13 protein-coding genes are annotated in these 12,201 nt (G+C 59.1%); 7 read left to right on the forward strand and 6 right to left on the reverse strand.

Going from position 1 to position 12,201, the window contains the following annotated elements; genetic code table 11:
* Window positions 1–470 precede the first annotated feature (470 nt).
* Window positions 471–884 (forward strand): glyoxalase/bleomycin resistance/extradiol dioxygenase family protein, encoded by a 414-nt coding sequence (locus CKW21_RS17305; protein WP_256590261.1) that lies wholly within the window; start codon window positions 471–473, stop codon window positions 882–884.
* Window positions 885–1,200: 316 nt separating this feature from the next.
* Here the strand turns inward: CKW21_RS17305 and CKW21_RS17315 are convergent, their stop codons facing one another.
* The 3 genes from CKW21_RS17315 to CKW21_RS17325 all read right to left on the reverse strand — a co-directional run bounded on the left by CKW21_RS17315 (window position 1,201) and on the right by CKW21_RS17325 (window position 3,059).
* On the reverse strand, window positions 1,201–1,587 hold the full coding sequence (locus CKW21_RS17315; RefSeq protein WP_095195170.1) for a VOC family protein: 387 nt from the start codon (window positions 1,585–1,587) through the stop codon (window positions 1,201–1,203).
* An 83-nt stretch (window positions 1,588–1,670) separates the two neighbouring features.
* Window positions 1,671–2,093, reverse strand: coding sequence for an MAPEG family protein (locus CKW21_RS17320; RefSeq protein WP_095195171.1), 423 nt, complete (start codon window positions 2,091–2,093; stop codon window positions 1,671–1,673).
* Between the two features lie 15 nt (window positions 2,094–2,108).
* Entirely contained in the window at window positions 2,109–3,059 is a 951-nt protein-coding gene (locus CKW21_RS17325; RefSeq protein ID WP_095195172.1) for a diiron oxygenase, read from the reverse strand.
* A 199-nt stretch (window positions 3,060–3,258) separates the two neighbouring features.
* Between CKW21_RS17325 and CKW21_RS17330 the strand changes: the two genes are divergently transcribed.
* Window positions 3,259–4,215 carry an AraC family transcriptional regulator gene (locus tag CKW21_RS17330; RefSeq protein ID WP_095195173.1) on the forward strand — a complete coding sequence of 319 codons (957 nt, stop codon included), beginning with the start codon at window positions 3,259–3,261 and terminating at the stop codon, window positions 4,213–4,215.
* Between the two features lie 52 nt (window positions 4,216–4,267).
* On the opposite strand, the gene CKW21_RS17335 is transcribed toward CKW21_RS17330, so the two are convergent.
* Window positions 4,268–5,737, reverse strand: a complete 1,470-nt coding sequence (locus tag CKW21_RS17335) for a HAMP domain-containing sensor histidine kinase (protein WP_095195174.1) — start codon at window positions 5,735–5,737, stop codon at window positions 4,268–4,270.
* A 128-nt stretch (window positions 5,738–5,865) separates the two neighbouring features.
* Window positions 5,866–7,071: a chromate efflux transporter gene (gene chrA, locus CKW21_RS17340; RefSeq protein ID WP_095195175.1), complete on the reverse strand. Its 1,206-nt coding sequence runs from the start codon at window positions 7,069–7,071 to the stop codon at window positions 5,866–5,868.
* A gap of 144 nt (window positions 7,072–7,215) precedes the next feature.
* Between chrA and CKW21_RS17345 the strand changes: the two genes are divergently transcribed.
* Genes CKW21_RS17345 through arsJ form a run of 4 tightly spaced genes read left to right on the forward strand, consistent with a single transcriptional unit; the run spans window position 7,216 to window position 10,630 of the window.
* Entirely contained in the window at window positions 7,216–7,572 is a 357-nt protein-coding gene (locus CKW21_RS17345) for a metalloregulator ArsR/SmtB family transcription factor (RefSeq protein ID WP_095195359.1), read from the forward strand.
* A gap of 58 nt (window positions 7,573–7,630) precedes the next feature.
* A complete protein-coding gene (arsH, locus tag CKW21_RS17350; RefSeq protein WP_095195176.1) occupies window positions 7,631–8,347 on the forward strand; it encodes an arsenical resistance protein ArsH in 717 nt (238 codons plus the stop codon).
* 51 nt (window positions 8,348–8,398) lie between these two features.
* Window positions 8,399–9,403, forward strand: coding sequence for an ArsJ-associated glyceraldehyde-3-phosphate dehydrogenase (locus tag CKW21_RS17355; RefSeq protein ID WP_095195177.1), 1,005 nt, complete (start codon window positions 8,399–8,401; stop codon window positions 9,401–9,403).
* Between the two features lie 9 nt (window positions 9,404–9,412).
* A complete protein-coding gene (gene arsJ / locus CKW21_RS17360; protein WP_095195178.1) occupies window positions 9,413–10,630 on the forward strand; it encodes an organoarsenical effux MFS transporter ArsJ in 1,218 nt (405 codons plus the stop codon).
* 30 nt (window positions 10,631–10,660) lie between these two features.
* Here arsJ and CKW21_RS17365 read toward each other — a convergent pair whose 3' ends face one another.
* Window positions 10,661–11,023, reverse strand: coding sequence for a type 1 fimbrial protein (locus CKW21_RS17365; protein ID WP_170948685.1), 363 nt, complete (start codon window positions 11,021–11,023; stop codon window positions 10,661–10,663).
* Window positions 11,024–11,214: 191 nt separating this feature from the next.
* Between CKW21_RS17365 and CKW21_RS17370 the strand changes: the two genes are divergently transcribed.
* The gene (locus CKW21_RS17370) at window positions 11,215–12,126 is read left to right on the forward strand and encodes a LysR family transcriptional regulator (protein WP_095195179.1); all 912 of its coding nucleotides are present in this window, start codon (window positions 11,215–11,217) and stop codon (window positions 12,124–12,126) included.
* Window positions 12,127–12,201 lie beyond the last annotated feature (75 nt).

The following is a 12,201-nucleotide window of genomic DNA, read 5'->3' on the forward strand; positions in this document are numbered from 1 at the left end:
GCGAGCCTGCTCGCGAAGGCTGTGTCTCAGGCGACCGGAATTTTGGATATGTGCTCGGTCAACAGGATTCAAGTTTGCTACCACATCGCTTTCGCGAGCAGGCTCGCTCCCACAGTTGAACTGGGTGAATCCTTGAACATCAGGTCGGCTGTCCGGCCGCTATCGCTGCGATGCGGCGACCCGACAAGCCAGCTCCCAGAGGGAATCGGGTACATCCGCGGGTTTTTTTCATGCTCAGTTCCCATCTGATCCGTATTTTCCAACGCTTTCTGACTCTGTAATGAACTCAGTTTGCCCCGCACAATAACGGCCAGTTCAGCTGCTTTTGCAGCGGTGCACCGCAAACTCAACGTGTAGGGGGCCTCATGGGCAAGATGGCGATTTTTCTGGGTGGCTTTCTGGTGGTGACTATTTTGATTGGTGTGCTGGCGACGATTTCGCCGGTGTGAGTGATTGAAAGCTGGCTATGATTGACCCGTATTGATTTCGCCTTTGTGCACTCACTGCTTGAGGTCAGCATGCCTTTAACACTTTTGCTGCGTTGCAACGATCTGGACAGCACGCGCCAGTATTACCACGATGTTTTGGGCTTCACAGTCATCGAGTCGGCGCAGTCGACACTCACCGTGACGCGGGAGGATTGCCGGATCACGTTCACTCAGCAGGATCTGTGGGGCAATTCCATTGGGTGTTCGGGCACGATCTATTGTGCGATCAAGCAGGTGGATCGCTACTACGACTTTGTGAAGGGCAAGGCCGACATTGCATGGCCGCTGCAGGACATGCCGTATGGATCGCGGGAGTTTGGGGTGCGTGATTGCAATGGTTATTACCTTGCGTTTGCGCAGCTTGCGGCGGTTGGCCAGGAAGACGTGTCGCCGTAGTCGGCTGATCCTGATTTTGTGTTGACTGGCAGGTCCTCTTCGCGGGCAAGCCTCGCTCCTACAGGGTCATGCTTTGTCATTTAAGCGGATCTTGAGTCAATGAGAAATCTGTGGCGAGCGAGCTTGCTCGCGCCGGGCTGCGCAGCGGCCCCAAAAAATCGGATAACCATTGCGACTTTGTGAGTGCTGCGCACTCAAGCGCGAGCAAGCTCGCTCGCCACAGAGAATGGTAAGACTCAAGACTCTCTTAAGTGACAAAACATGACCCTGTGGGAGCATGGCTTGCCAGCGATAGTGTACGGCTGATCGCCACATTTCAATGCTTTTGCACGATCTGGATCAGGTTGCCGCAGGTGTCGTCGAACACGGCGGTGGTCACCGGTCCCATGGCTGTCGGTGGCTGGGTGAAGTGGACGCCGGCAGCGCTAAGCCTTGCGTACTCGGCCTGGATGTCTTCGACCCCGAAGGACGTGAAGGGTATACCGTCCTGCTTCACCGCCGACTTGAACGGTTTCGCCGCCGGATGGGCATCGGGTTCCAGCAGCAATTCGACGCCATCGGGATCACCGGGTGAGGTGAGGGTCAGCCAGCGAAACGCGCCCATCGGGATGTCATGTTTGAGCTCGAAACCGAGTGTGTCCCGGTAGAAGGCCAGCGCCTTGGCCTGGTCGTCGACCATTACACTGGTAATCACGATCTTCATGGGGCTGTTCTCCCTGGTGAAGCGGCTGCAATGACTGCCGTCCAAGATAATAGTGTGCTTGTCCCATGTCACCGGATGATGTGTCATGCACCGTAAAAGGCGGCTATCCCCATGAGCGCGAAAAAGCAGACCAGTTGAACGCAATAGAAGGCAAACCGAACCGCCACGAACCTGTCGGTTTGCACATGGGATACGTGGACCAGGGACTGGCACACGCGAGCGAACAGGACGATTACGGATAAAAAGTTCACTGTCGGGCTGTCGATACCGAGGGCTGAAGTCACGAACACGATGGCGCCGAAGACTGGCAGGTTTTCCACGCAGTTCGCGTGCGCTCTTGTTCCGCGCCGATACCAATCCTCGCCTTCGGGCTGATCGCTTCGGAAAGAGCCAATCGGAACATTCGAGAACAGGATTCTGACCCAGCGATACACCCCGACAGTTGCCACCAACAACAGCAAAGTCCAGGTCGCAAATCCAAGCAACATCCACATCGGTATCGTCATGGCTGCCTTCCTCGATCAATTCATGATGGGGGACAGTGCGGTCTGAATCCTCGACATCTGTGCGGGGGTTGTCATGCCCGCAAGCAGCCGGCCAAAGTGTGGATGCTGCACGCCTGAAATAGTGTATTGCCAGCGGTAGGCGCCCAGCACGCAGGCTCTGATTTGCGCTGCCTCATCGACCTCGAATGGTGGTGAAACATTGCGCATGAAGTAGTCGGCATCGGATGCCGCCTGGGCCTGCAGGATTGTGTCGACAGCGGCCACCAGCGCAATCAGATCATTCACGGCCTGGTCGCGCTCGGCGGGCGAGCGTTTCGCGTGCTCCGTCTTCCACTCCAGTTCATCGATGACGACGTGCCGACTTTCATCCTTCCAGTGAAACTTGAAGACATCCTTGAACAGGGGGCACAAGTCCTCGCGCGGGGCGATGCTTTGCGAGTAGTGCGTCTGGACAAACAGCTCGATATGACAGGTCAGCGCCAGCACCGACCAGGTACTGGCCGCCAGCACCGCGCGCGCCACATCGTTTGGATCGGCAACTTGACGGTATCCCGCTGGCAACTGCGCAGCCATCATCGTCTCCATGCGCCGAAACAGCTCCTGATGCTTGATCTCGTCGTTGGAAAAACGCACCAGCGCTTCAAGTGCGAGCTGATCGTCAAACACATGGGCCCGACCCTGATCGAGCATTTTGGCACTGATAAAACGCTCCACCAGGCCAAAGATGTACGCATAGGTGCGGCCCTGGATCTGGCTGAGCAAGCGCGCCTCGTCTGCGGTGAGAAAAGACAGGCGGTCGACCCGCGAGAGTCCGTCGGGCAGGAATTTGCGCGAGAAATCGAAGCTGCGGTCCTGTAGCAAATCGCGATCGATCTGCCATTCGGCTTTCTTCGATGATCTGACAAGTTGAGCATAACGGGCGGCGTTGCCCGAATCTGAGCCGGGTATGTGGGCGACGGTGTTCATATCGTTCTCCTGCTTCCCTGGTCGAGTTGGGGTGAGGCTATTACGGTTGACGTCGGAGCCAATGACCCTGGGAGAAGCATCCGGGGATCGTCTCGATCACTGACTCCGCGTTGGTGCTAATCTAGGCCTCGCCGTTCAGGCGGCGAATGACCGGGCCGCCTGATTACATGCTCCGGACTCCGGAAAGGAGGGCTGGCCGGTGTTGGATGCGCTTTCTGATGTCTTGCGTGTGATCCGGCTGTCTGGAGGGGTCTTTCTCGAGGCGGAATTCACGGCGCCCTGGTGCATCAGCGGAAGGCTCTCTGCGGACGATTGCAAACCGTTCCTGGCGGCGCCTCGACATGTCATTGCCTCGCATTTTGTCGCGGCGGGGCACATGCAATTACGAATAAACGGTGGCGCTACCCTGGACGTGGCGGCAGGCGAACTCATTCTGCTGCCTCACAATGACGTTCATTCCTTTGGCAGCGACCTGAGCATTGCGCCCATGTCGGCACGTGAAGTCATTCAGCCGCCAGACGTCGGCGGCATTTCACGAATCAAATATGGCGGGGGCGGCGAGGCGACGCAGCTGTTGTGCGGATTCCTCGGCTCAGAAACACCTTTCAGTCCGTTGCTTTCGTCGCTGCCATCCTTATTGAAGCTGAACGTACGCGCGACGGCTTCGGGCGCCTGGATTGAAAGCTCATTCCGTTTCGCTGTCAGTGAGATCGCCGCGGGCCGCGTCGGCTCGGCAACGATCATCGCCAAGCTGTCCGAATTGCTGTTCGTCGAAGCCGTCATCCAGTATGTCGCGAGCCTCCCCGATGAACGGCGCGGGTGGCTGGCGGGTTTGCGCGATCCGCATATCGGGCGCGCCTTGGCACTGCTCCATGCTCGTCCAACCGAGGGCTGGACGGCGGAAGCCCTGGCGCTTGAAGTGGGCATGTCGCGCTCGGTGTTCGCGGAGCGATTCACGGCATTGGTCGGACAGCCGCCGATGCAATACCTGACACTCTGGCGTATGCACGTGGCGGCTCAACACCTGCGCGAAGGTCGCGGCAATGTGGCGCAAATCGGCTTTGCGGTGGGCTACGAATCCGAAGCCGCGTTCAGTCGTGCATTCAAGCGGCAGTTCGGCACATCGCCTGGCACTTGGCGTAGACAATCAGGGTGATAGCGTCTTATCCGTGCCGTGCTGTTTTTGATGTGATTGGGGACCTTAAAGCTCAGCTCAATACACTGGCCCTTCTTTCCACCACCTTGAAGCTCAACTGCACGGAGGTTCCCTGTTGTTCGTGGTGGGTCAGGCCGGCTTCTCCGCCGAAGCTTTCCATGATCTGTTTCACCATGATCAGCCCGATGCCCAACCTGCCTTGTCGTGTGGTGTAGAAGGATTTGAACGCCATCATTTCCTGCTGCCGCGACGCGCCGTCCCCGGTATCGTCAATGATCAGGTGCAGCCATTGGTGGGCTTCATCGACGCTGGCGTGAATGCTCAGTTTGCCGCCTTCGGGCATCGCCTCGATGGCATTGGCGATGACGCTATTGAGAATCTGCGACAGTAAAAGCGGGTTGCTGATGATCCGGGGGGTGGGCTCATTCTTGAATTCGACCTGGATGTTTGATTGCGTCAGTTGCGGACTGAAGCTGGTCAGCGTGGCCTGCACCACTTCCATCGGCTCCACCAGTTCCGCCTCTCCGCGGATCGGTCGCAGGCACAGCAGCAACTCATGCACCCACTGCGCCATCCGGTCCACCTGGCTGACGATATCGTCGATGTTCTTCTTCGCGGGTTGCCCCTTCATCTCGTTCGCCAATTCTGCGCTCGAGCGGATGCAGGCCAAGGGGTTGCGCAGGCTGTGGGCGACCGCCGTGGACATTTCGACCAGGCCCACGTAGGTCTTGTTGGCGACGAGTTGTGCCTCCTGGGAGGCCAGTTGGTTCGATGCCCGCCGGACAATCCAGTAGAGCCCGAAGTAAAGGAGCAGGCCGCCCACCGCGGTGGATGACCAGATAATCCAGTGACCACGGTCCAGGCGTTCGATCAGGTCGACCGGCTCCTTGTAGATTTCCACCACCGCCAGGGTATTGCCCAGGTCATCGACCAGGGGGATGTAGCTTTCGATGAAGAACATTTTGGGCGGGTGCAAAAATTGCTGTTCGGGACGGACTTCATCGGCATTGCTGTAGCGGGTGGACACCCGATCCTTGGAGCTGAAGGCCGCTTCAAGCGCCTCGTCGTTGAGGAATTTTTTCCCGATCAGCCGCGGATTGGTCGACCACATCACGGTCCGGAGCGGGGAGTAGATGCTGATCAGGAGTGAGTCCGGGAGGTGCGAAAGATGGTCGAGAAACTCGGAGCGGGCACGTTGCCTGTTCTGCGACATTTCCTGCGACAGCATTCCGTAATCGGTGGCCGCCAGGACATCGCCCATCCGCATCCCGGTCAATTCGTGGTGACGTATCTCGCCCTTGGCGATGGTCTGGATGAACTGTGCCGACAACAGCGCGTCGCGCTCCAGGCTTTCAGTGACCAGGTAACGGGTCGATATTGCACCCAGGCCAACCGCGATGGCGCTGATAAGAATGAAGCTGACGATCGAAAACCAGCGCAGGAGGTTCGGTTGTCTGGTCGGCGCAATCGAATCGCTCGCTCCCGGTTGCAGGCGCTTGAGCAATGTTGTTATGGCTTGCATGGGGAGGGGTCCTTTGTGTGCTGCTTGTCCCGATGTAGCAGCGTGCACCACTCACCGAAGCCTAGATGATTACCGGTGAAATCGTGCATTTTGCTTGAACGAAATTGGTTCGAGATGATTTCTCCCCCTCACCACACAACACTCAACAACCATCCCGCGACTCCGCTGCCAATGACGACCAGCCAGGGCGGGAGTTTCCAGAACATCAGCGCCACCAGCGCGACAAGGGCCAGGCCGACGTCTTGTGCCTGGAAAATGGCACTCGTCCAGACAGGCCGATAGAGCGCGGCCAACAGCAGACCGATCACCGCCGCATTCACGCCGGCCAGCGCAGCCTGTGCGCGCAGGCTCTGGCGTAACCGTTCCCAGAAGGGCAAGGCGCCCATGATCAACAGAAAGGACGGGGCGAAAATCGCCAGCAGGCAGAGGAGGCCGCCGATCCAGCCGGACGGGGCGTGGTTCATCGATGCGCCAAGGAACGCCGCGAACGTGAACAAGGGACCTGGCACGGCCTGCGCGGCGCCATACCCTGCCAGGAATACTTCATTGCTGACCCAGCCGGAGGGCACGACCTCGGCTTGCAGCAACGGCAGAACCACGTGACCGCCACCGAATACCAGCGATCCGGAGCGGTAGAAGGCATCCGTCATCGCCAGGGTTTGATTGGGCAGCAACTGGGTCAAGAGCGGCAGACCCGCCAGCAATAGGAAAAACAGTGACAACCAGATCGCCCCCGCCCGATGGCTGATGGTGATCGGGAGCGGATCGTGCCCGTCACGCGGCTTGGGTTTGAACAGCACAAGACCGGCAACACCGGCGGCGACAATCACGCTGACCTGGCCCCAGGCGGACGGTTCAAGCAGGGCGATGCAGGCCGCAATGGTCATGAGCGTGACGCTCGTCACGCCCGTGCACAGGTTTCGTGCCATGCCCCACACCGCTTGGGCGACCACGGCGACGGCCACCACTTTGAGACCGTGCAGAGCGCCGGACGGGATGACGCTGCCGTAGTGGGCAATGCCCAGTGCGAACAGGATCAAAATCACCGCCGAAGGCAGCGTGAAACCGGCCCAGGCCGCCAGCGCACCGCCGTAGCCCGCCCGGGACAGACCCAGCGCGATACCGACCTGGCTGCTTGCCGGCCCCGGCAGGAATTGGCACAGCGCCACCAGATCCGCATAGCTGCGGTCGCTCAGCCAGTTGCGTCGCGTGACGAACTCATCGCGGAAATAACCCAGATGCGCGATGGGCCCACCGAAGGAGGTCAATCCCAGACGCAGGAAGATCAGAAACACCGACCAGGCGCTGCGGTGTTCGCCCTGAGGGTTGGCCATGGAGTCGCTTCCCTGTTCAAACAACAATGGATCGAGATATTAATCTGCCGAAGGCGCTTTAACTTATATGCGAAAAACCATATATTCGGCAAATCGTATATGAAATGAGATTTCAAGATGACCAGCAGCGTCCTTGAGAGCGCCATCACTGACCCTCTGACACCGATCACTGTTTTCAAATGCCTGGCGGACGACACCCGGGTGCGCACGATGCTGCTCATCACCCGCGAAGGAGAGCTGTGTGTTTGCGAGCTGACCTGCGCCTTGAACCAGAGCCAGCCGAAAATCTCCAGGCACCTGGCACAACTGCGAACGTGTGGCCTGTTGGCGGATCGTCGGCAAGGCCAATGGGTCTATTACCGCCTGCACCCCAATCTGCCGGATTGGGTCCATCACCTCCTGAGCACCGTGCTCGAAAGCAACCAGCATTGGTTAAGTCCTGATGCCAAACGCCTTGATGAGATGGGCGACCGTCCTGAACGGGCGCTCGCCTGCTGTTAAAACGGGACCCTTGATTTCGCCTTGGACCACATGAACGCCGCTGCACAGGACAAAGACCATGTTTGATGACCCTATCCCCCAACTCGAAACCGAACTGATTGATCTTCCATCGACAGACAAACTCGGCATCGAAAAGACCTCCGTCCACAAGCCGCGCATTTTGCTGTTGTACGGATCGACCCGCGAGCGCTCCTTCAGCCGTCTGCTGGTCGAGGAGGCCGCTCGACTGCTGGAGCATTTCGGCGCCGAGGCGCGGATTTTCAATCCGTCGGGTTTGCCGCTGCCAGATGATGCTCCTGACGATCATCCACGCGTGAAGGAACTGCGCGACTTAGTGTTGTGGTCCGAGGGTCAGGTCTGGTGCTCGCCAGAGCGTCACGGCGCCATGAGCGCTGTTTTCAAGGCACAGATCGACTGGGTGCCACTGGCCATGGGTGCCGTCCGCCCGACTCAGGGTAAAACCCTCGCGGTCATGCAGGTGTGTGGTGGTTCGCAGTCGTTCAACGTGGTCAATCAGCTGCGCGTGCTGGGCCGCTGGATGCGCATGTTCACCATCCCCAACCAATCCTCCGTGCCGAAGGCCTATATGGAATTCGACGATAACGGACGAATGAAGCCATCTGCGTTCTACGACCGTGTCGTTGATGTGATGGAAGAGTTGGTGAAATTCACGCTGCTGCTTCGCGACCGTCAGGACTATCTGGTCGACCGTTATTCCGAGCGCAAGGAATCGGCGCAAGCACTCATGAAACGTGTCAACCAGCGCTCCATCTGAGGATTTTTCACCTTGTCACAACACCCCTGTTCCGACACAGAGCACAACACCATGACTATCAAAATTGGCATCAACGGTTTCGGTCGGATCGGTCGCCTCGCGCTGCGAGCGGCCTGGAGCTGGCCGGAGTTTGAGTTCGTGCAGATCAACGACCCGGCGGGCGATGCAGTCACCCATGCGCACCTGATCAACTTCGACTCTGTGCACGGTCGTTGGCACAACGAAGCCAGCGCGGAAAACGATCATGTGGTGATTGACGGCAAGCGCATCAAAGTGACCGCGAACAAGGCGATTGCCGACACTGACTGGTCGGGTTGCGATCTGGTGATCGAGGCCAGTGGCAAGATGAAAACCGTGGCGGTGTTGCAGGCTTATCTGGATCAGGGCGTTAAACGTGTGGTGGTCTGCGCCCCCGTGAAGGAAAAAGGCGCGTTGAACGTCGTCATGGGCGTCAATCATCAACTGTTCAAACCGGCTGAACATCGCATCGTCACTGCGGCTTCGTGCACCACCAACTGCCTGGCGCCGGTGGTGAAGGTCATCCACGAGAAGCTGGGCATTCGCCACGGCTCGATCACCACCATCCACGACCTGACCAACACCCAAAGCATTCTCGATCAACCGCACAAGGACCTGCGCCGTGCGCGTGCTTCGGGCATGAGCCTGATTCCCACCAGTACCGGCTCGGCCACTGCCATCGCCGAGATTTTCCCGGAGCTGCGCGGGCGCTTGAATGGCCATGCGGTGCGCGTGCCGCTGGCCAACGCTTCGCTGACGGACTGTGTCTTTGAAGTCGAACGCGCCACCACGGTCGAGGAGGTCAATCAATTCCTCAAGGACGCTTCCGAGCATGAACTGAAGGGCATCCTCGGTTTTGAGGAGCGCCCACTGGTGTCCATCGACTACCGTACCGACCCGCGCTCATCGATCATCGATGCGCTGTCGACCATGGTGGTCAACGGTACCCAGGTCAAACTCTATGCCTGGTACGACAACGAATGGGGCTATGCCAACCGCACCGTCGAGCTGGCCAGAATGGTCGGTGGGGCAGTCTGAGGAGCGGTCATGAAAGCGTTGCCAGCCCTCGCGCCGTCAGTGCGCCAGTACCTGCTCGTCACGGGCAACTATTGGGCCTTCACTCTCACCGACGGCGCCTTGCGCATGTTGGTGGTGCTGCACTTTCACGGGCTGGGCTACAGCCCGTTGCAAATTGCGGCGCTGTTTCTGTTCTACGAATTCTTTGGTGTGATTACCAATCTGCTGGGCGGCTACCTTGGGGCCCGGTTGGGGCTGAACCGGACCATGAACATCGGGCTGGGCATGCAGGTCGCGGCGCTGCTGATGCTGACAGTGCCCTCGGCCTTGCTGACCATCCCCTGGGTGATGGCTGCTCAGGCGTTGTCCGGGATTGCCAAAGACCTGAACAAAATGAGTGCCAAAAGCTCTCTCAAGCTACTGGTTCCTGAAGGGCAGCAGGGCACGCTTTACCGGTGGGTGGCGATCCTCACGGGGTCGAAGAACGCACTCAAGGGTGTCGGCTTCTTTCTCGGTGGGGCCTTGCTGGCGTTGATCGGTTTCAAGGGCGCGTTGCTGGCCATGGCCGGTGTCCTGGCGCTGATCTGGATCAGCAGCCTGATCCTGTTGAAGAAGGACTTGGGCAAGGCTAAAGCCAAGCCCAGGTTTCGCGACATCCTGTCCAAGAGCCGGGCGATCAATGTCCTTTCTGCGGCACGGATGTTTCTGTTTGGTGCCCGCGATGTCTGGTTCGTGGTGGCCTTGCCGGTGTACCTCAGCAGCGTTTTCGGCTGGGACTTCTGGGAGGTCGGCGGCTTTCTGGCGGCCTGGGTGATTGGCTACGGCATCGTTCAGTCTTTTGCGCCCAACATCACCGGAAAGAAGCGTGGGCATGTACCCGATGGCCGTTCGGCATTTCTGTGGGCACTGGCTCTGGCGGGCGTGCCGGCGGCCATTGCCCTCGGGCTGGACAGCGAATCGTCACGGCACATGGTATTGCTGGGCGGGTTGATGATCTTTGGTGCGCTGTTCGCGGTGAATTCGTCGCTGCACAGCTACCTTATCGTGTCCTACGCCAAGGAAGACGGCGTCTCGCTGGACGTGGGTTTTTACTACATGTCGAACGCCTTGGGACGACTGATCGGCACGGTGCTTTCCGGCGGGGTTTATCAGGTCTATGGACTGGGGCCGTGCTTATGGATATCCAGCGCATTCGTGTTGCTCGCAGCACTGATCTCCATTGCATTGCCCCGTCACGCCATGCACTGATCCAGGCTCCCGACGTTCAGTAGCGGTGGGTCAGGGCAGGGTCAGCGTCATCAGGTAATTCCCGGACCGGACCGGCGCGCCTGTGCCGTCCACCAAGGCGTAACGCTGATCGTAATAGCGACCTTGACCACTGTCGGCGAGCAACTTGACTGTGACCTGGGCGGGAGCACCGAGCCGGTCGATGTTGCGCACATGGATAACCGTGGCGCGGCCGAGCGCAGGGCAGGTGTTCAGCTCGACGGTGGCCTGAGTGCTCAGGCCGGAACTGCAGCTGCGTTCGACGATGGCGCCTTCGAACCGGATCGTGCCCGGGGCGGCGGGCGTGGCCGCCCAACATGAACCGCTCAGTGTGAAAACAACGCTGATGGCGACAGGCAGATGCTTGATCTTCATGGCTCACGCTCCTTTGTGATGTAAGGACTACGTCGTCATTCATGGCTGGAACTTGAGGCCTCGGGATGCCCGGCACACTGGCGGGTTTCCTGATGAGCTGAAGTATTTACCCTTGAGTCACTGGCAAACACTACTCTTTGAAGGCTACAAGTCCCGCGACCACCTGGGTCTTTCCTGGAGTCTAGCCAACAATGGAAGCCAACCGATTCGCAGACATTACCGCGTTTGTCGGAGCCGTGAAGAGCGGAAGCTTTACTGCGGCGGCGGCCTCACTCGGCTTGACCCGATCAGCGGTGGGTAAAAGCATCGTTCGCCTGGAAGTGCGGATGGGCACACGGCTGCTCAATCGCACCACGCGCAAACTGAGCCTGACGGACGAGGGGCAGGTTGCGTATGAACGCTGGCGGCAGATTCTCGAGGACCTTGAGGAGGTGGACGCGACCATGGCTTTGCGCCGTGGGCAACCGACCGGCACCTTTAAACTCACGGCCCCACTTTCCTTTGGTCAGCGTCATGTCCTGCCGATCCTTGATGCTTTTTTGAAGCAGTGGCCTGAGTTGCGCGCGGACGTGTGGTTTACCGATCGCTTTGTCGATCTGGTCGAAGAGGGGGTCGATGTCGCCATACGCATTGGTGTGCCCAAAGACGACTCACAATTATTGACCCGCACCGTCGGCTGGCAGCAATTCGCGACCTGTGCCTCGCCGTCTTATCTGGCCCGCTGCGGTGTACCGCAAACGCCCGCTGAACTGACGGGGCATGACACCATCGCGTTCACCAGTGGCGAGCGGACTGGCGTCTGGCGTTATCAGACACCGGCCGGCCTGCATCTGCACGAACAGCCTGGGCGGCTGAACATCGACAGTTCCGAAGCCATGCGGGAAGCGGCGCTGGCCGGTATCGGCCTGATTCATCTGCCGACCTACATTACCGGCAACGACCTGCGCGAAGGCGCGTTGGTGGAAGTGCTCAAACCTTTCCGTGCGCCGCCCGACCCCATAAGAATCGTCTACCCGAGCAAGCGGCACCTGTCCCCACGCGTGCGCACGTTCATCGATCTGCTGGTTGAGCGTTGGGCACCCGGGGTGCCTTGGGAAACGTGACGGCATTGGGGACTCTGCGGACCCGGTAACGGTCGCCGGCAGCGGTTTATCCAGGCTGTGGATTCAATGAGCATG

This window comes from Pseudomonas sp. Irchel 3A7 (assembly GCF_900187565.1).
Taxonomy (GTDB): Bacteria; Pseudomonadota; Gammaproteobacteria; order Pseudomonadales; family Pseudomonadaceae; genus Aquipseudomonas.